Origin of the sequence: Paractinoplanes rishiriensis (assembly GCF_016862375.1) — a bacterium.
Lineage (GTDB): Bacteria > Actinomycetota > Actinomycetes > Mycobacteriales > Micromonosporaceae > Actinoplanes > Actinoplanes rishiriensis.
In genome coordinates this window covers 120,447-142,402 of the sequence record NZ_BOMV01000073.1, presented here as the reverse complement: position 1 = coordinate 142,402, position 21,956 = coordinate 120,447, and the positions used below count along the sequence as shown (strand labels likewise).

Sequence of the window (21,956 nt, the reverse complement as noted above, 5' to 3'; positions counted from 1 at the left end):
GGGGAGACGTGCCGGTGAAGCTCAGCATGGACGCGGCGGAGGCGACCGCTCTGGCGCTGCACGCGCAGGGTTTCGGTGGTGCTCCGGCCGGCCGCGATCCGTCCGAGGTGCTGAGCCGGATCAGCGCGGTGCAGCTGGACACGATCGCGGTCCTGGCCCGGTCGCACGAGCTGGTGCAGTACGCGCGGATCGGCCCGGCCAGCCGGCCGGCGATCGAGCGGGCCTACTGGGGTGCGCGTCCGGCAACCGCGTTCGAGTATCCCGCCCACGGCGTATGCCTGCTGCCGGCCGCTCTGTGGCCCTCGTTCGCCTTCCGCCGGCGCGAGAAGCTGGCCCGGATGACCGCCGCCGGCCCACCCGGGCGCGCGCTGGCCGAGGTGCGTGCCCGGCTCGCCGACGGGCCGGTCACGGTCACCGACCTGGGCGGTGCCAGCCGGTCCGGCGGCTGGTCGGAGTGGTCCGAGGCGAAAACGATGGCGGAGTGGCTGTGGGCGACCGGTGCGATCGCCTGCACCGACCGGCGTGGCTGGAAACGGGTCTACGACCTGCCGGAACGGGTCCTCCCGGCCGATCTGCTCGCCGCCGACCCGAGCGACGACGAGTGCCACGACACGCTGGTCCGGGCCGCGGTGACGGCGCTCGGCGTGGCCACCCGGCGGGACATCGCCGACTATTTCTGGCTGCGGCTGCGCGCGGTGGACGCCGCCGTGCGGCGCAGCGACCTGATCGCCGTCCAGGTCGAGGGCTGGCCCGAGGTCGGCTATACGCTGCCGGGCACGCTCGGCGCCGCGACCGGGCCAGCCGGCCGGCCGGCGCTGCTGTCCCCGTTCGACTCGCTGATCTGGTCACGGGAACGGATGCGGCGGCTTTTCGGGGTCGTGGTGCTGCTCGAGGCCTACCGGCCGAAGCCGCAGCGACTGCACGGTTACTTCACCATGGCGGTGCTGGCGAGCGGGCGCATCGCCGGCCGGGTCGACCCGGCCCGGGACGGCTCCACCCTGGTGGTCCGGCACGCCTGCCTGGAGGAGCCGGACGCCGCCGCCGACCTGGTCGCCGCCGTGCGCGCCGCGGCGACGTGGGTGGCCTGCGACGACATCGTGGTCGAGCACACCGAGCCGGCCGGCCTGGCCGACCGGCTGCGGCAGCTGCTCAGATCGTGAGGCGCAGCGCCGCGGTCGGGCACATGTCGACCGCGAGCCGGACGCTCTCATCGGGCTCCAGCAGCGGCAGCAGTGGCGTCGACTTGTCCTCGTCGTCCAGCACGAAGGCGTGCGGCGCGGCCGCGGTGCAGGTGCCGGAACCGACGCAGACGTCGCGGTCGACGGTGACCCGCCAGGTCTGCCGGGTGCCGGCGAGGTGGGCGGCGAACACGTCCAGCAGGTCGGCCGGCGCGTCCAGGAACTGGAAGTGCGCCCCGGACAACACGACCGCGACCGGATCCCGGCTGCACGCGGCCCAGCCACCCATCAGCCGGTGATCCACGTTGGTGTCGGCGTCCCAGCCGATTGCGACCACCGGTGCCCGCAGCACGGCCGGCTCCGCGATCCGGTACCGGGCGTTGGCGCCGACGTCGGCGCGCATCACCTCGTAACACAGCTCGACCAGCTGTGGAGTCGGCGTGCCGCCCATCTGCCGGATGAGCACACCCACCTCGTCCCGCAACTCGGCGTCGGACATGGTCACATATGAGCCGTACGGGCCGTCCTGCGGCGCCACCTGTGACGACACGAAGACTGCGGTGGGTTGCGGTCCGTGCGCAGCCTCCAGCTGCACTGCCGTCTCGTACGCGGACAGAGCCGAACCGCAATGGCCGAAGAACCCGAACGGCCGGTCGAAGTAGCCGGCGAGCGACGCGATGAGATCGGCCGCCAGCTCGGCATACGTGCCGTACGCCGGTTCCCGCATCCGGTTCTCCCGGCCGGGCGGCTGCACCGGGCAGATTTCCAGGCCGCCGAGCCGTCGCGGCCAGCGCCGGTACATGCTGGCGCCGCAGCCCGAGTACGGCAGGCAGAACAGGCGGGCCTCGGCGCTGTCGTCGGGCTCGTGCAGCAGCCACCGCGGCTTGCCGCCGCTCACCACGACCCGGCCGCCGTTCCGGCGAGCGTGCGCGGCCGCGCGACCACCGGCATCCGGGTGATACCGGCGATGAAGTTCGAGGTGACGTGCGCGGTCTCACCGGCCAGCTCGAAGCCGGCGAACCGCCGGAACAGCTCCTCGAACAGGATGTGCAGGGTGAGCCGGGCGACCGCGAAGCCGACGCAGTAGTGCGGGCCGCTGCCGAAGGTCAGGTGCCGGTTGGGCTGGCGGCGCACGTCGAACCGGAACGGGTCGGGGAACACCGCCGCGTCCCGGTTGGCCGAGCCGTACCAGACCACCACGGCCTCGCCGGCCGCGATCCGCCGGTCGCCCACCACGCCGTCCCGGGTCGCGTAGCGCAGCACGTGGTTGGCGGGGGAGGCCCAGCGCAGCGCCTCCTCCACGCCGCTGTGCAGCAGCTCCGGACGGTCCGCCCAATCGGCGTAGCCGCCGTTCCGGATGAGCTCGGCGAGCGCCGCCTTGGGCACCTCGGGCACGGTCACCGTGGAGCCGATCAGCAGCAGGTAGCAGTTCGCGAGCACCGCGCCGCGATCGAGCGGTTCCCCGTCGACCTCCATGGTTAGCAGCAGGCTGAGCAGGTCGTCGCCCGGCGCGCGGGCCCGCCGGGTGGCGGCGTCCTGGAAGTAGGCGAACAGCTCCCGGTGCGCGCGGCGGGCGGTCTCCACCCGCCCCTCCGGCAGCCGGTAGACCGGATCGTCGGGCGCCACGGCCATCTCCGCGGTGTGCGCCAGCCATGACCAGTCGTCCTCGGGCAGCCCCATCAGCGTGCCGAACGTGACCACCGGCAGGCTGTGCACGGCGGCCGCGAAGTCGAACGGCTCGCCGCCGGCCGCTGGGGCCAGCATCCGGATCACCCGCTCCCGGATCAGGCCGGCGTGCTGCTGCGTGTCGCGCCCGGTGAGCAGGCGTTGCAGCGGAGCCCGCATCCGGGTGTGCCGGGGCGGGTCGGTGGCGGACAACTGCTGCCGGCTGGCCGGGTCGGGCTGGCCGAGCAGGGTCAGCAGGGTGCCGCCCTCGGAGGTGAAGGCGCGGTGGTCGCGCAGGACCGCCTCCACGTCCGGGTACCGCGTCACCGACCAGAAGCCGATCCGATCCGGGGTGGGCGGATGCCAGTGCACCGGGTCGCGCTCGCGCATCGCCCACCAGATGGCGTGCGGATCGCCGTCGCGGAAGGTGGCCGGGTCGGCCAGATCCGCAGCGTCCAGGTCGACGGAGTCCGGATCGCTCCGGGGTATGTGCCTCATCGCTCCTCCGTCCCGGCCATCGTCGCCGCCAGTTGCGCGATGGTCGGTTGCAGGAACAGGGTGCGTGCGGTGACCTCGAAGCCCAGTTCCTGCTCGATGTCGAGCAGCAGCTCGGCGGCCATCAGCGAGTGGCCGCCCAGCTCGAAGAAGTCGTCGTCGACGCCGACCGGCGCGACCTGGAGGCGGGCGGCGAAGAGCCGGGCCAGATCCGCCTCCAGCGGTGTTCCGGGCTGCCGGTACGCGCTGGACAGCCCCTTGCCGGCCCGGTCCGCCGGGCCGTTCTGCACACTCGTCGTCATCCCCGCGTAGCCCGCCTTTCCGGATCGATGTCGGTGCTGGCGGCCGTCACCTGCTCGTCGGGCAGGCTCTCGATCTCCGCCAGGAGTTCCCGCAGTGACCGGTCACCGGTCACCGGCTCCGATGGCCAGCCGGACGGCTCCACCGGGTCGGCGTCCCGCACGATCGACGCGAGCTCCGCGATGGTCGGCGCCTCGAAGAAGGTGCGCAGCGGCAGCTCGATGCCGAACGCGGCACCGATCTGCAGCGACAGCTCCGAGGCGAGCAGCGAATGGCCGCCGAGCTGGAAGAAGTCGTCCTCGACGCCGACCGCCAGGCCACCGAACGCGGCCGACCATATCTCTTGGAGCCGCCGGGTCACCCGGTCGCCGGCCGGGGTCGCCGGCGGCCCGGCCGCCGTCGACCCCGGCGGCACGGACCGCGACACCCGTGTCTGCGGGTCGGCCACCATGTCCTGGAGAATCGTCCGGAACATGCCGGCGAGCTCGGTAACCTCGCCGGCAGTGAACAGATCGCGGTCGTACTCGACGGCGACCACATACCCGCCGCCGGTCGCCTCGACCAGCCAGGTGAGGTCGAACTTGGCCGCGCCGAGCGGCACCTCGCGGCCCTGATGCAGCACGAACCCGGGCATCCCGGTGTCCGAACCGAACGCGGTGTCCACCGCGAAGTTGATCTGGAAGAGCGGGTTCACGCCGTGCTCACGGGCCGGCTGGAGATGTTCGACGAGGACGTCGAACGGCAGCTCCTGATGCTGGTAGGCGGACAGGCACATGGCCCGCACCCGGCGCAGCAGCTCGCGGTAGGTGGGTTCGCCGGAGACGTCGGCGCGCAGCACGACGGTGTTCACGAAGAACCCGACGACCTGCTCGAACTCCGGCCGCATCCGGTTGGCCACCGGGGAGCCGACGCACAGGTCGGTGCGGCCGCTGCGGTGGTACAGGGCGGCGTAGAAGGCGGTAAGCAGGACCATGAACGGCGTCGCGCGTTCGGCCCGGCCCAGGCGGGTCAGCCCGTCGTGCAGTCCGCCGGAGAGCGGGAGGCGGAGGTTCGCGGCCACCGCGTCATACCCCGCCGGCCGGGAGCGTCCGGTGAGGTTGAGCGGGGGTGGCGGGTCGCGCAGCCGGTCCGACCAGAATCGCAGCATCTGGTCGTGGTCCGGGCCGCGCAGCCGGTCGCGCTGCCAGCTCACGAAGTCCCGGTAGCCGGCGGCCGGCTCCGGCAGGGCGGGCGGTACGCCGTCGCGGAGGGCGGCGTAGCAGGCGGCCAGCTCGTCCAGCAGGATCCGGGCCGACCATCCGTCGAACACCAGGTGGTGGGCGGTCCAGGCGAACTCGTACTCGTGATCGCCGAGCCGGTAGAGCGCGGCCCGGAACATCGGCCCCCGCTCCAGGTCGAACGGCCGGGCGGCGTCCGTGGTGATGTCGCCGTCTACCACGTTCACCTGCACCTCGGGGGCCAGTCCGTCGACCTCGATCCGGCGCAGGGCGGCGCCGGCCGGTGCGGACCGGGGCGCCTGCACCGCTCGTCCCTCCACGGTGCCGAACCGGCACTGCAGCGCATTGTGCCGCGCGACGACCGCGTCCAGCGCCCGGGCGAACAGGTCCTCCTCCAGCGGCCCGGTGATCCGCAGGCGTAACGCCACGTTGTACCGGGGACTGGCCGGACTGAGCTGGTGCAGCACCCAGAGACCCTGCTGGCTGACCGAGAGCAGGGTGGCGCCGGACAGCGAGCCCTTCGCCTGCAACGCCTGGCTGACCAGCTGCGATCGGCGCCGCGAGCGGGTCAGGTCGTCCGCGTCCGGGGCTTCCCCGGCAGCGCGCCGCCGGTCGAGCTGAGCGGCGAGCTTGCGCACCGTGTCGGCGCCGTACGCCTCGGCGGCCGGTAGCCGGACGCCGAACCGGGTCCGCAGCCGCGCCGTCGACCGGCCCATGAGCAGGGAGTCGCCGCCGAGCTCGAAGAAGTTGTCGGTGGCCCCGACCGGTGCGACCCCGAGCAGCGCCGACCACATACCGGCCAGCGCCGACTCGGTGGGCGTGGCCGGCCGGACGTACGGGTGGTCCAGCCTGGGCCGCGCCGACTCCGGCGGCGGCAACGCGTCCAGATCCCGTTTCCCGTGCGAGGTCAGCGGCAGCTCGTCGAGGAACACGAAGGCGGCCGGGACGAGCGGTTCCGGAAGTGTGCGGGCGACGTGTGCCCGCAGCGCCGGCCCGGTCGGCGCCGCACCGGGCTCAGCCACCAGGTACGCCACCATCCGGCGCTGCCCCGGCCGGTCCTCCCGGACCAGCACTGCGGCGCGGCGCACCAGTGGCGAGGACTCCAGCGCCGCCTCGATCTCGGCCGGCAGGAACCGGTGGCCGTTCAGCTTCTGCTGGCCGCCGCGCCCGGCGACCCGGCCGACGAACTCGAGGTTGCCGTCCGCGCCGAGCACGACGAGGTCACCGGTCCGGTACAACCGGTCGCCGGGCGTGCCGTGCGGGTCGGGCCGGAACTGCGCCGCGGTCAGGGCGGGGGCGTTGCGGTAGCCGCGGGCGAGCCCGTCGCCACCCACGTACAGCTCGCCGGGAGTACCGGCCGGCACCGGCCGCATCTCGTCGTCGAGCAGGCGGACGTGCAGGTTGGCGACGACAGTGCCGATCGGCAGCCGCCCGGCCCGCAGCTCGGCCTCGTCACACTCCCCGGTGTGGAAGTAGGTGACCGTGGCGGTCGCCTCGGTGGGGCCGTAGACGTGCACCAGCGGCGGCCCCAGGTCCGGCCACTTCGCCACCAGGTCCGGGCGGGCGTGCTCGCCGCCCATCAGCACGAACCTGACCCCGGCCGGGAGGCGCGCTCCGGAGCGGGTCAGCTCGTCGACGAGCTCGTGCCAGTGCGCCGTGGTGATGCCGAACGCGGTGGCCGCCCGCTCGTCGAGGACGCGCAGCAGTTCGGGCACCGAGGTGAGGGCGCGACGGAAACCGGCGAGCAGCACCGTCGCGCCGGCGTAGAGGGCCGGGAACACCTCCTCCAAGAACGCGGAGAAGCTGATCGAGGCCATCTGCAGGAACCGGTCGCCAGGTTGCAGCCCGAACCGGCGGGTGGCGATGACGGCCAGGTTGGACAGCCCGCGGTGGGTGATCACGACACCCTTGGGGGCGGCCGTCGAGCCGGACGTGTAGATCACGCATGCCGCGTTGCCGGGCGCCGGGGGCGGCAGCGGGAGCCGGGCACCGTCGTCGTACCCGGCCGCGTCCGGCGGAACGACCAGCACCGGCCGGCCGTCGTGCGCGGGCACCAGCGCGGCCGTGCCCGGCTCGGCGACCACGACGGCGGCACCACTGTCGGCCAGCACCGACGCGATCCGCTCCGGCGGGTAATCCGGATCGACCGGAACCCAGGCGGCGCCCGCGCGCATGGCGGCCAGCGCGCCGACGACGACCATCGGGCACGGGTGGGCGAGGATCGCCACCACCGACTCGGTGGTGACGCCGTAGCCGTGCAGGCCGGCGGCGAGAAGGCCGGCCCGCCGGTCCAGGTCCGCATAGGTCAGTACGCCGCAGTCGTGCTCCAGCGCCGGCGCCGACGGCCGTTGCTCCGCGTGCCGGCCGACCATGTCGTGCACCAGCGGCACCGGCGTGGCGGGCAGCGTGGTGGCCGTCATCGGAGCACTCCCGCGCCGTTCAGCGTTCGCCGGGCGGCCGTCACGCCGGCGCCCGGTGCGGCCACGTGCCCGCAGTCGGCGAGGGCCTGCTCCAGCGCGGCGAGGGTGGCGACGGCGTCCAGCATGTCGACGTACCCGCAGTGCCCGACGCGGATCACCCGGCCGGCCTGCGGGCCGAGACCGCCGGTGATCTGGACCCCGTAGTCGTCCAGTAGGCGGGCGACGAGCGTGGTGCCGTCGAGGCCGTCCGGGAGCCAGGCCCCGGTCACCGCGCCGCTGGCGTGCTCGGCCGCGACCGTCGCCCGGAGCCCGAGTGCCTCGAGGCCGGCGCGCACGGCCCCGGCGATCTTCTCGTGCCTGGCCCACACCTGTGGTAGGCCCTCGGCCAGGATCCGGGTCAGTGCGACGTCCAGCTGGACGATCAGGCTGACCGCGGGCGTGAAAGGGGTGGCGCCGCGAGTCTCGACGGCGTCCCGGGTGGCCGTCCAGTCGAAGTAGTAGCGGGCACCGGTGGACCGGCGGTGCGCGTCCCAGGCCCGCTCGCTGACCGTCACGAAACTCAGCCCGGCCGGCGTCATGAGCGCCTTCTGCCCGCCGCCGACCACCACGTCGACGCCCCACTCGTCGGTGCGCAACTCGTCCGCGCCAAGGCTGGAAGCGGCGTCGACGACGGAGAGCACACCGGCCGCGCCGGTGACGGCGGCAAAACCGCGGAGATCGCTGAGCGCCCCGGTCGACGTTTCACAGTGGACGCCCACGGCCCCGACGACATCCGGGTGCGCGGCCAGGGCCGCCGAGACCCGGGCCGGGTCGACCGGCTCACCCCAGGGCACCGGCAGGACGGTGACCGCCAGCCCGTGCGCCCGGCACATGTCGGCCCAGCGCTGCGCGAAGAAGCCGTTGACGGCGACCAGCACCCGATCGCCCGGTGAGAACGCGTTCTGCAGCACGCTCTCCATCGCGCCGGTCATGCTGGACGCGAACACCAGCACGTCGTTGCGGGTCCGGAAGACCGCGCGCAGGTTGTCCCGGACCTGCCGGAACAGCTCGGCGAAGCGCGGTATCCGTTCGTCGAACACCGGCAGCGCCCCAGCGGCGATCACCTCGGGCGGCATCGTCGTCGGGCCGGGCACCATCAGCCGGTACTTGTGCCTCATGGGATCTCCTCGGGTGCGGCGTCCGTCTCGGCAAGCCGTGCGGCCAGCTCCTCCTCGGACATGGTCAGCACCGCCTCGACGGCGGTCGCCGTGGTCTCCAGCCGGTCGGCCCCGCCCAGCCGCCCGGCCAGCTCCGCGGCCAGCGCGGCCGGCGTCACGGCCTGGAACAGCAGGGACAGCTCGAGCTCCAGGCCGAACAACTCGCCGACGTACGCCAGCAGCTGCACCGCCAGCAACGAGTGGCCGCCCAGATCGAAGAAGCTGTCGTCGGCGCCGACGTCGGACGCCCCGAGCACCCGGGCCCAGGCGCCGGCCAGCACCCGTTCGGTGGCGTTGCGCGGCAACGCCGGACGTCGCCCGGCGACCTCGGCGTCGGGCGGTGCCAGGGCGGCGAGGTCCAGGCGACCGGTCGGACCGGACGGCAGCCGGGGCACCGCCACCACCGCGCCGGGAATCAGATAGTCGGGCAGCGCGGCCGCCAGAAAGCGTTGGAGCTCGCGCAGGTCCGGTGCGACGCAGTCGGCGTGCGCAACGACGTACGCGGTGAGGACCGGGTCGGCGTGCCGGCGCCGGAGGTTGACCACCACGGCGTCGGCCACCGCCGGGTGGGTGCCGACCACTGCCGCGATCCGCAGGCAGGGCAACGGCCGGCCGGCCGCGTCGGACCAGGGGCGGCCGATCCGCCCGCCGTACTCCAGCGTGCCGTCGGCGCGCCATCGCGCACGGTCACCGGTGCGAACCATGCGCGCTCCCGGCTCGCCGGCGAACGGATCGGGCCGGAACGCGCCGGCGGTCGCCCGGGGCGAGTCGTGGTACCCGCGGGCGAGCCCCGGCCCGCCGAGGTAGACCTCGCCGTGGACCCCGACCGGCTGCGGTTCCAGCCGGTCGTCGAGCACGTACACCCGGGAACCGGGCGCCGGACGGCCCAGCTGAACCGCCCCGGTCTCGTCGGGTCCGGCCATGGTCCAGGCCACCGGTCCGGTCTCGGCGGTGCCGTAAGCGGTCACCAGCCCGGCGTGGGCGGCCCCGGGCCGGCCCTCGCCGATCGCTACGGCCGACCGCAGCCGGGTCAGCGTCTCCGCGTCGACCTGCCGGGCCAGCACCCCGGGCAGCAGGGCCATGGTCACCGCGCCGAGCCGGGCGGCCTCGGCCAGACCGGCCGCGGTGGGCGCCGGCACGGGGTGGAGCGTGGCGCCGGTGGACACCGCCAGACCGATCGTCTCGACGGCCTCCGGGCTGCCCGGCTCGGCGAGCCAGGCGATCCGGTCGCCGGGCCGCGGGCCGAGGGCGCGGGCATATCCGGCCACGGCGGCGGCCAGCGCGGCCCGGGTCACCTCCACGGTCCGGGCCGCTCCGGTGGTGCCGGCGGTGCGGGTGCGGCAGGCCACCAGACGCCCGGCTTGGGCGGGAGCCGGCCCGGCGGAAGTCGGGCCGGTCGGGGCCGGACCGGATGCCGGCGCCACCGTTGCTCCCGCCTGGAGAGTGGCCAGCACCAGCACCAACTGGTCGGCGCCGCGCGGCAGGTCGATGCCGACCACGTCACCGGTGCGGATGCCGTCGCCGGTGAGCCGGGCGGCGGTAGCGGCCACCCGTTCGGCCAGCTCGCGATAGGAGAGCCGCAACTCGCCGTCGACCAGGACCGGCGTATCCGGGTGGGCGGCGGCCTGCCGGGCGAAAGCGTCGATGACGTCCGGCCGGGGGAGCGCCTCCGGGATGCCCCAGCCGAGGACCGCTGACCGTTCCCGGTCGTCAGTCAGGCGGAGCCGGTCGATCGGTTGCCGGGCGTCGCGGCCGACGGTGGCCAGCAGCGCGACGAAGTGCCGGCCCATCCGGGCGACCGTGGCCTCGTCGAAGAGGTCCCGATTGAAGTCGACGCGTACCTGCGCCGCACCGCCGTGCAGCGTACCGCCGAAAGAAAGATCGAATTTCGCCTGACCGGTGTGCACCGCGTCGAGCGCGATGACCTCGACACCGCCGCCGGCCAGTCCCAGCGACACCGGCTCGTCGAGGGCGCAGGTGACCTGGAACAGCGGGTTGTGGCTGAGGCTGCGAGCCGGAGCCACCGCCTCCACCACCTGATCGAACGGGAGATCCTGGTGCTCGTACGCCTCTAGGCAGGCCCGGCGCACCCGGTCGAGCAGGTCGCGGAACGACGGGTTGCCGGAGACGTCGGTGCGCACCACCACCGAGTTGATGAAGAAGCCGATCAGCGGGCGCAGCTCCGGCCGGGTCCGCGCGTCGACCGCCACGCCGACGCTGACCGCAGCCGCCGCGCTGTAGCGGTGCAGGAGAGTCTGGAACGTGGCGAGATAGACCATGAACAGCGTCACCCGTTCGCGCTGGGCGAGTGCGCGCAGCGGTTCCATCACCTCGGCCGGCACGGCAAAGACGTGCCCGGCGCCGCGGAAGGACTGCACCGCCGGGCGCGGCCGATCGGTGGGCAGGTCCGGAACGCCGTCCGCGCCGGCCAGCCGGTCCGTCCAGTACCTGGTGAGCGCGGCCAGCCGGTCGCCGCTGAGATGGCGGCGCTGCCACCGTGCGAAGTCGCCGTACTGCATCGGCAGCGCCGGCAGATCCGGCTCCCGGCCGGTGACCAGCGCGTCGTAGCCGCGCACCACCTCGGCCAGGAAGATGTCGGTGGACACGTAGTCGAACACGATGTGGTTCGCCAGCAGCAGCACCACGTGCCGCTCGGCGGCCAGCCGGAACACGGTGACTCGCAGCAGCGGCCCGTGCGACAGGTCGAAGCCGTCCGCGGTGAGCTCCTCGATCCGGCCGTCCAGCAGGGTTTCCCGCTGCTGGCCGGGGGTGGCGCTGAGGTCCTCCACCGGCACCCGCAGCACCAGTTCCGGTGCCACCAGCTGAGCCGGCCGCCCGTCGATCAAACCGAACCTGGTGCGCAGCGTCTCGTGCCGCGCGACCGTCGCGTTGACGGCCCGCTCGAAGGCGCCGGCATCGAGCGGGCCGCGCAACTCGCAGCGCCACGCGATGGTGTAGAGCGGGCTGCGCGGCAGCACCCGGTCGAGGAACCAGAGGCCCTGCTGCGTCACCGACAGCTCGTGCACGCCCGGCCGGGACCGTTCGGCGAGCAGCCGTTCGAACAGCGCGCGCTTTTGTGGCGGCAGTGCGTCGACCCGGGCCCGCAGGTCGTCCGAGACGAATCCTGCGGTCATCAGTACAGCACCCGGGCATCCGGCCCGGCCCGCAGCTCCCTTGACTTGCGCAGGTCACGGGTCACGTTGACGCGCTTGAGCCAGCGGTCGCGCCCGTCGTAGCGCGGCCGGAACGGATTGCGGCCGTGCACCGCCCGGTAGTTATCGACGAACACGATCTGGCCCGGTGCCAGCGTCAGATCGGTCAGCGTGCGGTCCAGCTCGGCGCTGAGCGCCGCGAGTGCCGCCTCGGCTTCCGGGTCGTCCGGGGTGCGGTCCATGAAGTACGGGTCGAGCCGCAGGTAGGGCGCGTCCCGGTCGCCGAAGAACACCGCGATGCGGACCGGCTCGTCGCGCATCTGGCCGACCCGCTCGTAGCTGCGCCGCACCATGGTGCCCTCGTCGCCGGCGTCCGCCTCGATCTGGTGCGACTCGTCGGGCCGGATCACGAACCGCGGCTGGAACAGCACGTCCACCACATCGGACGCCAGCTTCACGCCGTTGACCGGGGCGTACGTGGTGGCCACCCGGTCCGGGTTGCGCATGCACATCATGCCCAGGTACTCGGCCCGGAACGGGTGGAACGCGTCCTCGACGTGCCACCAGATCTGCGTCGTGCTGGCCGAGTTCAGCTGCAACTCCTCGTGGCCGCGGATCGGCACGATGTCGTGCACCAGCCGGCTGCCCTGCTGGGTCGCCCACCCGAACGGCTCACCCAGCAGGCTGGCGCACAGCAGGAAGAACGCCTCCTCGGGGAACGTGCTGGTGGTGTCGGGCTGCGCACCCCAGCGCTCCGGCGTCGGCCCGATCCGGTCCTCGTCCACCGGAAATCCGCTGATCAGCACGGCGGCGCTGCTCTCGGCCAGCCGGAAGTCGTTGAGCCGGTACCGCAGCGGGCGGGGCAGCTCCTGGGCGTGCACGGTGGCCCGGGCCAGCAGTTCCGGGTCCTCGACGGTGCCGAAGGAGACCGCGAGTTCGCGCACCACCGTCCGGCACTGCTCGACCTCGCGGGCGGTCAACCTGATCTCGTCCATGTCGTCGCCTCATCGGGTGACGGTCGCGGCACCGGCCGCGACCCGCTCGGAACGGCCGCCGGGTCGGAACTCCACGGGCAGGCTCGTGATGCCGTTGATGAAATTGGATCGCATGTGCACCGGCGCGCCGGCCGGCACGATCTCGTCGACCCGCCCGCACAGCTCCTCGAGGAGGACGGCGAGGACCACCTGGGCCGGCGGGCCGCCGATGCACCGGTGCGCACCGACGCCGAACGCCAGGTGCGGGTTCGGCTGGCGGGCCGGGTCGAAGGCGTACGGCTCGGCGAAGACGGTTTCGTCGCGGTTGGCCGCGGCGACCCACCCGCAGACCAGGTCGCCCTCGTCGATCAGCGTGCCGCCGAGGCGCACCGGGCACCGGGCGCGCCGCATCAGGTGGTTGGTGGGCGACGCCCAGCGCAGTGCCTCCTCGACCGCCGTGGGCACCAGCGCGGGATCCTGCCGGACGCGACGCCACGTGCCCGGCTGGTCGATGAACACCTGGATCAGGTGGGCGGCGACCTGCGGCGTGGTGGTGACCGCGCCCATCAGGAAGCTGTAGCAGTTGAGCACCAGCTCGTGCTCGCTCAGCCGGCGGCCGCCGAGGTCGGCGTCCAGCAGCACGGAGATCAGGTCGTCGCGCCGCCGGCGCCGCCGTTCCCGGACGAGCTCGGTGAACATCGCGAAGATCTCGAAGTGGGCGCCGGTGAGGGTGTCCGACTCGGCCCCCGCCGAATACGACGGATCACCGGGCGCGACGCCGGCCATCGCCAGCCGGGGGAGCCCCGGCCAGGCTGATTCGGGTATGCCGACGATGTCGCCGACCGCGGCCAGCGGCAGGTGCGCGGCCAGCTCGGCGAAGTCCACGGTGCCGCCGTCGAGTGCGCTGCCGAGCACCCGGCGCACGTGCCGGCGGACCGCCTCTTTGCGGTCGCGCGCCACCCGGGTCGACATCGTCCGCATGGCCGGCAGACGCACGCCCGCGTGATCCGGCTGGTCCATCAAATTGATCGTCTTGCCCGCCGCGATGTCGCCCTTGGCGACCGCCAGGATGGTCCCGTACGCGGAGCTGAACCGCTTGTCGTCCATGAGCAGAGTGGAGACGTCGTGGAACCGGGTGACCGACCAGAACCGGTCACCGTCCGGTGTCGACTGCGGCCAGACCGGCGCCCGCAGCCGGAGGGTGTGCCAGGCCGGGTGCTGCGACGAGGTCCGGTACCGCTCGGGGTCGTACAGGTCGATCTCGCCGAGTTCGGGCAGATTCTCGAGGTCAGGGGTGATCATGCGCACGGGCGTCCTCCATCGCGGCGACCGGATCATGGACCGCCCCGCGGACCCGCCGGCGCGGCGTCACGGCGACCGGCATCGAGGTGAGCCCGTTGATCCAGTTCGAGTAGAGGTGGCGGGGCGGGCCGGCCGGCTCGATGCGCTCGAAGCGGCCGAGGAGTTCCTCGAACAACATGGTCAGGGCCATCCGGGACAGCGGCGCGCCGATGCAGTAGTGCGGTCCGGCGCCGAAGCCGAGGTGCGGGTTGGACGGCCGGCGCAGGGAGAAGGTGTACGGGTCGGTGAACACCGTCTCGTCCCGGTTGGCCGAGGGCAGCCACGCGGCCACCCAGTCGCCCGCTGCGATCCGTACGCCGCCCAGACGCACCTCGGTGACCGCGCGGCGCACCAGATGGTGCGGGGTGGAGGTCCACCGCGCGCCCTCCTCGACCAGCGCGCCGAGCAGATCCGGCGCGGCGGCGAGCTCGTGCCAGAGGGCCGGGCGCTCGATCAGAGCGAGCAGCGTGTGGGCGGCGACATGCGGGGTGGTCGAGTTGGCGCCGGCCATGAAGCTGTAGCAGTTCATCAGCACGGTCCGGTCGTCCATCGGCCGGCCGTCCGGGGCGAGCCGGATCAGCGCCGAGATCAGGTCGTCGCCGGGCCGAGCGCGTACCGCCTGAATGATCTCGAGGAAGGAGGCGAAGATCTCGTGGTGCGCCCGGCGCAACGTGGCGTCCACGTCCGGCCCCGGCGACCAGGCCGGGTCCTCGGGCGCGAGGCCCACCGCGGTCCAGTGCGCCAGGTCGTCCCAGTACCGCTCCGGGATTCCCATCAGCTCACCGGTGACCGCCATCGGCAGCCGGCGCGCGAGTGCGGCGAAGTCGATCTCACCGGCCGCCAGGCGGTCGGCGAGCGCGCGCACGTGGCCGCGGATCCGGCCGGCCCGCCGCCGCACGACCGAGTGGCTGAACCAGCGCATCGCTGTCGTCCGCAGCACGGTGTGCCGCGGCGGGTCCATCAGCGAGATGGTGCGGCCGCCGGCCGGGTCGGGGGCGCCGACCGAGGCCAGGATCGTGCCGCCCGCCGAGCTGAATGAGCGGTGGTCCTTCAGCACGCGCTCGCAGTCGGCGTGCCGCGTCACACACCAGAAGCCGGTCTGCCCGCCGCGGTCGTGCCACCACACCGGCGCCTGTTGCCGCAGCGTGCGCCACGCCGGGTGCTGGTCGCCGCTGCGGTACCGCTCGGGCGCGACCAGGTCGATGGCCGCGAGCGGAACCGGGCTGCCGGGGTTGCCGCCGATCCGCACGGCTCAGCCCCGATCCCCGGCGGCTGCCGTCTCGAGACCGCAGGACACGTACGCGGCCAGCTGGGACACCGTCGGATTGCCGAAGAACGCGCCGGCGGTGAGGTCGATGCCCTCGGCGCGCAGCTGTTCCAGCACGCTGACGCTGAGCAGCGAGTCGCCGCCCAGCTCGAAGAAGTTGTCGTGCACGCCGACGGTGTCCAGGCCGAGCGCGTCGGTCCAGGCGCCGGCGATGGTCCGTTCGGCCGGCGTCCCGGGCGGCACGAAGCCGGGCAGGCCGGTGAGCGCGGATCGCGAGGTCCAGGGCTGGGGCAGGGCGCCGCGGTCGAACTTGCCGTTGCTGTCCAGCGGCAGCGCCGGCAGGGTGACGTAGAACGAGGGCAGCGCGTAGGCCGGCAGCCGTTGCGCCACCCACGAGCGCAGCTCGGAGATCACCGGTTCGCCGCCGGCCACATACGCCGCCAGCCGCTTGCCCCCGTCCGGAGTCCGAACGGCCACGACCACGGCGCCGCCGACGGCGGGATGCGCGGTGAGCACCGCCTCGATCTCGCCCAGCTCGATCCGGAAGCCGCGGATCTTGACTTGGCGATCGATCCGGCCGTGGAACTCGAACGTTCCGTCCGGCCGCCGCAGGCCGCGGTCTCCGGTGCGGTACATGCGGACCCCCGCGCCGCCGGCGTACGGGTCGGGCAGGAACCGCTCCGCGGTGAGACCGGGACGCAACTGGTACCCGCGGGCGATCCCGGCACCGCCGAGGTAGATCTCGCCGATCTGACCGGCCGGCAGCGGACGCAGGTCGGCGTCGAGCACGCGCATCGTCATGCCGGCCAGCGGCCGGCCGAGCGGAACGATGTCGTGGTCGTCCGGCCCGGCGTCGTGCAGCGAGGCGAACACGGTGGTCTCCGTCGGGCCGTACGCCGCGTGCACCCGGGTCGAGCCGACGCCGGCCGCCGTCCGGATGTGCTTGGGCGACAGCACATCCCCGCCGGTGAGCAGCGTGCCGACCGAGGCCAGTGAGTCCGGCGCGAAGTCGGCGAGCAGGTGGAACAGGCCGGTGGTCAGGAATAGCCAGTCCGGCCGCCACTTCCGCAGCTGCGCGCTCAGCTCCTGGACGGACAACTGCGGGCCGGGCAGCAGCCGGACCGTGCCGCCCCGGCACAGGGCCGCCCAGATCTCGAACGTGGAGGCGTCGAAGGAGGTGGGCGCGAGCTGCGCCACGACGTCGCCGGGGCGCACCGCCAGGCGCGGTTCGTCGGTCACCAGCGCCACCACGTCGTCGTGCTCGACGACGACGCCCTTCGGGACGCCGGTCGAGCCGGAGGTGTAGATGACGTACGCGGCGTGCCGCCCCAGCACCGGCGCCGGAGCCCCGGTGCCGGCGTCCGCGGCCTGCTCCATCGTGATGACCGGCGCCGGGCACCCGTGCAGCGGCAGGCCGTCGCCGCCGATCACCTCGGCGGTGCTCACGATCGCGGTGACGCCGGCGTCGGCCAGCATGAACGCCTGTCGTTGCGGCGGGTACTCGAGGTCCACCGGCACGTAGGCGGCGCCGGCCTTGAGCACGGCGAGGAACGCGACCACCAGGTCGGTCGAGCGCGGCAGCGCCACCCCGACAAAGGTCTCCGGCCCGGCACCCCGGGCGCGCAACAGTGCGGCCAGCCGGTTCGCCCGGTCGTCGAGCTCCCGGTAGGTGAGCGTGCTGGTGCCTTCGGCGACGGCCACCGCGTCCGGCCGCTGCGACGTCCACCGGTCGACCATCGCGGTGACGGTGCCGGCTGCGATCCTGAGCCTGTCATCCCCGTGCATCGAGATCCTCGGATTCGGTGATCGGCGCTGTTGCCGCCGAGGCTATGAGCGCGGAAGCCGGCCTGACATCGGCGCGTCGTTGAGCCCCGCGGTGGACAAGTGTTGATGTGGTGCGGCAGCCCGGGGCCTAGCGTCGGCGGCGGAATCCGGACCGCCGATGGGGGAGGCCGCACGATGTCCGACGAGGACGACAGCCGTACGTACCAGGTCGTCATCAACGATGAGGAGCAGTACTCGATCTGGTTCGCCGACCGCGAGCCGCCGGCCGGCTGGCGGGCCGACGGCGTCCAGGGCACCAAACAGGACTGCCTGGCGCACATCGAGCAGGTGTGGACGGACATGCGGCCGCGCTCGGTGCGCCTCGCCATGGAGTCGCGCTGACCGGGGTGCGCCTCGCGGTGCTCGGTGATCCGCCGGACGACTGTCTGCGGCGGGTCGAGCGGGCCTGGCCGGAGGCGACTCCGGTCGACCAGGGCCCGGCCGAGGCCGTGCTGGCCTGGACGTACGACCCCGAGCCGCTGCTCGATCTGCTCGGCGCAGGGCCGGCGCCGGCCTGGGTACAGACCCGCAGTGTCGGCGTCGACCCACGGATCGCCGCACTGCTGCAGCCCGCCCGGACCGTGCTGACCACCGGCCGGGGCGCACACGGCGCGGCCGTGGCCGAGCACGTCGTCGTCCTGCTGCTGACCCTGTTGCGACGGGTGCCGGAGCTGCTACGGGCGCAGTCCGAGCGCCGCTGGCTGGATCCGTTCGAGCTGCGCGAGCTGGCCGGCTGCACGGTCGGCGTGCTCGGTCTCGGGGACGTCGGCGAGCAATGCGCCCGGCTGCTGGCGGCCTTCGGGACCCGGGTGCGTGGCCTGCGCCGCACCGCGCGAGGCGTAACGGACGATCCGCCCGAGTTCCCGCAGCTGAGCGCCGTGTACGGGCCGGACCGGCTGGCGGCGTTCCTGACCGGCCTGGACGTCCTGGTCGTCGCGGTGCCGCTGACCGCGTGCACCCGGGGCCTCGTCGGCGCCGCCGAACTCGGCCGGCTGGCACCCGATGCGCTGCTGGTGAACGTCGGGCGCGGGCCGGTGGTCGACCAGGACGCGCTGGTCCGGGCGCTGTGCTCGGGCCGGCTCGGCGGCGCCGCCCTGGACGTGCTGGACGTCGAGCCGCTGCCGCCGGACTCCGGCCTGTGGACCACACCGAATCTGCTGATCTCGCCGCACTGTGCCGACCGGACCCCGGCCACCGACGAGCGATTCGTCGCCGGCTACCTGGACCGGATCGCGCGGTACCGCCGCGGCGAGCCGCTCACCGGCTTCGACCCGGTGACCGGCTACTGAGCCGGCCGGGCGAACAGCTCACGCAGCGCGTCCGGGCAGCGGGTGAAGGCGAAGTGCTCGCCCGGTAGCACGTGGTACGTCACGTCCGCGCACTCCGCCCAGCCGTCGCATACCTGGTCGACCGGCACCACGTCGTCGTCGCTCCAGGCGATCACGGTGACCGGCGCCGGCAGGAAGCGGGCGGCGTCGTAGCGGTGCGGCCGGTGCAGTTCCAGGTCGACCCGCAGATTCGCGGCGGCGATGTCGACGACGTCCGGGCGGGCCGTCAGCCCGATGCGCCGGAACAGCCCGCGTACCTCCGCGTGCAGGTCCGCCGTCCGCAGGTCGACGAAGTTCAGTGGGCCGTAGAGACCGCGGTGCGGTGCGCCCCACCCGGAGGCGAACACCCGGACCGGCAACGGCAGGCCGGCGTCCTCCAGCGCGAGCACCGTGCTCAGTGCCAGCGGTACGCCTCCGCAGTGCCCGAAGAACGAGTACTCCCGGTCGCGATAACCGGCGAGGAACTCCACCAGCGCGGCGGTGAACTCGGCGTGGGTGCGCACCGGCGGTTCGCCGAACCGGTGTTCCCGCCCGGGCGGCTGGAGGGGGCAGAACCAGGAGCCGGCCACCTCCTGGGGCCACTGCCGGTACAGCGAGGCGCCGCCACCGGCGTACGGGAAACCGAAGAGCAACCGGCGCGCGTGCGCCGGCACCGGCTTGAGTGACCACCGTCCGGCCATGCTCAGGCCCGTTCCGTCGAGCTGACTACCCGGCCCAGGTCGCCGACCAGATCGGTCAGCAGTTCCCGGCGGCGGGTGTGGACAAAGAAGTGGTCGCCGCGATACGTGCGCAGCACGAACGGGCCGGCGGCCTGCCGGCGCCAGGCGTGCAGCTGCTCCAGGTCGGTGGTCGGGTCGCGGTCGCCACCGAACACCGACAGCCCGGTCGCCAGCGGCTCCTCGGCCGTGTGCCGGTACCGTTCGCAGACCGCGAAGTCGGCCCGCAGCGCCGGCTCGAGGACGTCGATCAGCCCGGGCTCGTCGAAGAGCTGCTCCGGTATGCCGTTGAGCCGGCGGACCGCCGCCAGGAACTCCGGTTTCGGCAGGTGACAGATGCCGGGCAGGTCGTCTGCCCGCTGCGGCGCCCGCCGGCCGGACACGCACAGGCGCACCGGCGCGGGTGATCCCCGCCGGCGCAGCTCGCGGGCCAGCTCGAAGGCGACCAGGGCGCCCATGCTGTGCCCGTAGAGGGCATACGGGGTGTCGTCGAACCCGGCGAGGGCGTCCGCGACGGCGGCAACCACAGCGTGTACGTCGGCCATCGGGGGCTCACCGATCCGGGTCTCCCGGGCCGGCAGGCGTACCGCCCAGAGCTCCAGCCACTCGGGAAGCTCGGCGGGCCAGCCGTGGAACGCGGCCGCTCCGGCGCCCGCGTACGGCACGCCGATCAGCCGGGCCCGGGGGTAGGCCAGGCGTCGCACGGGTACGGTCCAAGTGCCCGCGGCGATGGTCACGACTGCGTCCCGGTGTCGGCCGCGAAGGCGCGGAGCAACTCGGCGTAGGTCCGGCGGTACACCACGCTGTAACGGTCGGCCGCCGTGTGCTGCTGGCTGCGTAGATCGAGCGGGGCCTCGGCGGGCACCTGGTTCTCCACGATCGGGTAGTCCTCCTCGAAGATGCGCCGCTCGTAGTCCCACATCTCGTTCATGTCGACGCCGTGCTTCTCCCGCACGATGTGGTCGATGCCGAGCGTCCAGAACAGCCGTACCCGGCCGCCGTCCTGGTCCAGCGGCGTGGCGAACTGGGCGAGGAAGCGGCGGCCGCCGTCCGGAAACTCGGTGTGCACGGTCGCCGCCATCGGGAGCACCACGCCGTGCGTCAACCGGATCTTGTTGGCCAGTGCGGTGTTGCCGCCCAGCGCCGTGCCGCCGAGGTCGGTCGTCATGCCCCACCGCAGGCGCCAGCCGTCGCGCACCACCCGGTACGGATCGACCACCCGGCGCGCCTGGTCGCCCATCGTGCCGGCGTGCACGAACGGAAAGTGCGAGATGTCGCGGAAGTTCTCGGTCAGCTGGCGCATCCCGCACCGCAGGTCGTGCGGAACGCCGTAGGCGAACCGCCAGCCGCGGTCCGCCGGCACCGCGGGCTCAGGCATCGGCAGGTACGGTTCGGCCAGGGACGTCCAGACGTGCCCGTACGCCACTGCCACCGGATACGTGCGCAGGCGGGGCGGCCCCGCCGCGGTGCCGTCCGGCAGCGACGGGATCCGTACGCAGCGGCCGTCGTCCGCGGCGAAGACCCAGCCGTGGTACGGGCATTCCAGCCCGTCGGCGGTCGGGCGGCCGAGCCACATCGCCATCCCCCGGTGCGGGCAGTGCCCGGCGGCGACCACGACCCGGTCACCCGCCTGGTAGACGACCAGGTCGGTGCCGAGCAGGGTGGCGCGCACCGGCGCCTCGCCGACGTCGTCGCGCCGGGCGACCGGGAACCAGACGTGCCGGAGGAACCGTCGCTCGATCGCTTCCAGAGCCGTCATCGCGCCACCTTGGCCAGCATCGCCGACGTCCTTTCCAGGCCCAGCTCGAAATCTCGCCGGTTGCCGCCGTAACCGAGCCGGACCCGATCGGGATGGCCGAAGCAGGAACCGGGCGCGAGCAGCACCCCCTCGGCGGCGAGCAGCCCGGTGCAGAACGCGTCCACGTCGTCCACCAGCAGCCGGGGAAACGCGGTCACCCCGGCTGCCGGCGGCGCCAGCGGCGCCACGCCGGGTGCGGTCGCCGCCCACGCCAGCAGCGATTCCCGGTTCTCGGCCGCCTGCCGCAGCCGATCGGCGAGCAGCACGCCGGCCCGCCGCACCGCGGCGGTGGCGACGAACTCGACGAGCGGGGACAGCGCCAACGTCATGCGATCGCGCAGCGGCAGCAGCCGGGGCAACAGGTCCGGGTCGGCCACGCACCAGCCGACCCGCAGCCCCGGCAGGCCGTACGCCTTGGACAGCGTGCCCAGCGAGATACACCGGCGGTAGGTGAGCGCCGGGTCGGGCAGCGCCGGCCCGCCGTAGGTCAGCTCGGCGAACGCCGCGTCCCACAGCAGGTACGCGCCGGCGCCGCGCACGACGTCGACCAGTTCGCGCTGCTGCGCGGCGGTGATCGTGGCGCCGGTCGGATTGTGCGGCAGGTTCACGATCACCATCCGGGTCCCCGGGGCGACCAGGCGGTCCAGCTCGGCCAGGTCGGCGGCGAAGTCCCGCTCGGCCGGCAGCCGCCAGGGCACCACCTCGCAGCCGATCGCCTCGGGTACGTCGCGCAGGGCGTGGTAGGCGGGCTCGACCACCACCACCCGGTCCCCGGCCGACAGCAGCTCGTTGAACACCAGGAAGGCGGCTTCGCTGGACCCGTGCGTGGTCATCACCCGGTCCGGGTCACCACCGGCGAACCGGGCGGCGAGCGCCTCGCGGAGGCACCCGTTGCCCAGCGAGGGATTGTCGGTGAAGCGGATCCGGTCGAGCCGCGCCGGGTCGAGGCCGAGCCGGTCGCGCAGCTCGCCGTAACTCCACGGCTCGACCCCGCTGCTGCTCAGGTCGTAGGTCGCGGTGAAATAGCGGTCGCGCAGCCAGTCCTCCAGCCGGGCCGGTCCCATCCGCACGTCGTTGCTCCTTCC

At 73.6% G+C, this 21,956-nt stretch carries 17 protein-coding genes; 3 read left to right on the top strand and 14 right to left on the bottom strand.

Features of this window, described 5'->3' with window-relative positions:
• Positions 1-14 precede the first annotated feature (14 nt).
• Positions 15-1,160 (top strand): winged helix-turn-helix domain-containing protein, encoded by a 1,146-nt coding sequence (locus tag Ari01nite_RS34860; RefSeq protein ID WP_203786518.1) that lies wholly within the window; start codon positions 15-17, stop codon positions 1,158-1,160.
• On the opposite strand, the gene Ari01nite_RS34855 is transcribed toward Ari01nite_RS34860, so the two are convergent.
• The 10 genes from Ari01nite_RS34855 to Ari01nite_RS34810 are packed head-to-tail and all read right to left on the bottom strand — an operon-like array spanning position 1,150 to position 16,990.
• Positions 1,150-2,076: a thioesterase domain-containing protein gene (locus Ari01nite_RS34855; RefSeq protein ID WP_203786517.1), complete on the bottom strand. Its 927-nt coding sequence runs from the start codon at positions 2,074-2,076 to the stop codon at positions 1,150-1,152. The genes Ari01nite_RS34860 and Ari01nite_RS34855 overlap by 11 nt on opposite strands.
• Positions 2,073-3,341: a cytochrome P450 gene (locus tag Ari01nite_RS34850; protein WP_203786516.1), complete on the bottom strand. Its 1,269-nt coding sequence runs from the start codon at positions 3,339-3,341 to the stop codon at positions 2,073-2,075. Before Ari01nite_RS34850 ends, Ari01nite_RS34855 begins: the two co-directional genes overlap by 4 nt.
• Entirely contained in the window at positions 3,338-3,640 is a 303-nt protein-coding gene (locus Ari01nite_RS34845) for a phosphopantetheine-binding protein (protein WP_203786515.1), read from the bottom strand. The genes Ari01nite_RS34850 and Ari01nite_RS34845 overlap by 4 nt, the downstream gene beginning before the upstream one ends.
• Positions 3,637-7,275 carry a non-ribosomal peptide synthetase gene (locus Ari01nite_RS34840; protein WP_203786514.1) on the bottom strand — a complete coding sequence of 1,213 codons (3,639 nt, stop codon included), beginning with the start codon at positions 7,273-7,275 and terminating at the stop codon, positions 3,637-3,639. Before Ari01nite_RS34840 ends, Ari01nite_RS34845 begins: the two co-directional genes overlap by 4 nt.
• Positions 7,272-8,432 carry a pyridoxal-phosphate-dependent aminotransferase family protein gene (locus tag Ari01nite_RS34835; protein ID WP_203786513.1) on the bottom strand — a complete coding sequence of 387 codons (1,161 nt, stop codon included), beginning with the start codon at positions 8,430-8,432 and terminating at the stop codon, positions 7,272-7,274. The genes Ari01nite_RS34840 and Ari01nite_RS34835 overlap by 4 nt, the downstream gene beginning before the upstream one ends.
• Positions 8,429-11,605, bottom strand: coding sequence for a condensation domain-containing protein (locus Ari01nite_RS34830; RefSeq protein ID WP_203786512.1), 3,177 nt, complete (start codon positions 11,603-11,605; stop codon positions 8,429-8,431). Before Ari01nite_RS34830 ends, Ari01nite_RS34835 begins: the two co-directional genes overlap by 4 nt.
• Entirely contained in the window at positions 11,605-12,618 is a 1,014-nt protein-coding gene (gene gntD / locus Ari01nite_RS34825) for a guanitoxin biosynthesis L-enduracididine beta-hydroxylase GntD (protein WP_203786511.1), read from the bottom strand. The genes Ari01nite_RS34830 and gntD overlap by 1 nt, the downstream gene beginning before the upstream one ends.
• 9 nt (positions 12,619-12,627) lie before the next feature.
• The gene (locus tag Ari01nite_RS34820) at positions 12,628-13,899 is read right to left on the bottom strand and encodes a cytochrome P450 (RefSeq protein WP_203786510.1); all 1,272 of its coding nucleotides are present in this window, start codon (positions 13,897-13,899) and stop codon (positions 12,628-12,630) included.
• Positions 13,886-15,187: a cytochrome P450 gene (locus tag Ari01nite_RS34815; protein WP_203786509.1), complete on the bottom strand. Its 1,302-nt coding sequence runs from the start codon at positions 15,185-15,187 to the stop codon at positions 13,886-13,888. Before Ari01nite_RS34815 ends, Ari01nite_RS34820 begins: the two co-directional genes overlap by 14 nt.
• A gap of 3 nt (positions 15,188-15,190) precedes the next feature.
• Positions 15,191-16,990, bottom strand: coding sequence for a non-ribosomal peptide synthetase (locus Ari01nite_RS34810; RefSeq protein ID WP_203786508.1), 1,800 nt, complete (start codon positions 16,988-16,990; stop codon positions 15,191-15,193).
• Between the two features lie 174 nt (positions 16,991-17,164).
• Between Ari01nite_RS34810 and Ari01nite_RS34805 the strand changes: the two genes are divergently transcribed.
• Together Ari01nite_RS34805 and Ari01nite_RS34800 are read left to right on the top strand one after the other, a co-directional pair.
• Entirely contained in the window at positions 17,165-17,371 is a 207-nt protein-coding gene (locus Ari01nite_RS34805; protein WP_203786507.1) for an MbtH family protein, read from the top strand.
• Positions 17,320-18,318, top strand: a complete 999-nt coding sequence (locus Ari01nite_RS34800) for a D-2-hydroxyacid dehydrogenase (RefSeq protein ID WP_203786506.1) — start codon at positions 17,320-17,322, stop codon at positions 18,316-18,318. Before Ari01nite_RS34805 ends, Ari01nite_RS34800 begins: the two co-directional genes overlap by 52 nt.
• Here Ari01nite_RS34800 and Ari01nite_RS34795 read toward each other — a convergent pair.
• The 4 genes from Ari01nite_RS34795 to vioD are packed head-to-tail and all read right to left on the bottom strand — an operon-like array spanning position 18,312 to position 21,935.
• Positions 18,312-19,037 (bottom strand): thioesterase II family protein, encoded by a 726-nt coding sequence (locus Ari01nite_RS34795; protein ID WP_203786505.1) that lies wholly within the window; start codon positions 19,035-19,037, stop codon positions 18,312-18,314. The two genes, Ari01nite_RS34800 and Ari01nite_RS34795, sit on opposite strands and share 7 nt — an antisense overlap.
• 2 nt (positions 19,038-19,039) lie before the next feature.
• The gene (locus Ari01nite_RS34790) at positions 19,040-19,810 is read right to left on the bottom strand and encodes a thioesterase II family protein (RefSeq protein WP_203786504.1); all 771 of its coding nucleotides are present in this window, start codon (positions 19,808-19,810) and stop codon (positions 19,040-19,042) included.
• Entirely contained in the window at positions 19,807-20,832 is a 1,026-nt protein-coding gene (locus tag Ari01nite_RS34785; protein WP_203786503.1) for a Rieske 2Fe-2S domain-containing protein, read from the bottom strand. The genes Ari01nite_RS34790 and Ari01nite_RS34785 overlap by 4 nt, the downstream gene beginning before the upstream one ends.
• Positions 20,829-21,935: a capreomycidine synthase gene (gene vioD / locus Ari01nite_RS34780; protein WP_239163289.1), complete on the bottom strand. Its 1,107-nt coding sequence runs from the start codon at positions 21,933-21,935 to the stop codon at positions 20,829-20,831. The genes Ari01nite_RS34785 and vioD overlap by 4 nt, the downstream gene beginning before the upstream one ends.
• Positions 21,936-21,956 lie beyond the last annotated feature (21 nt).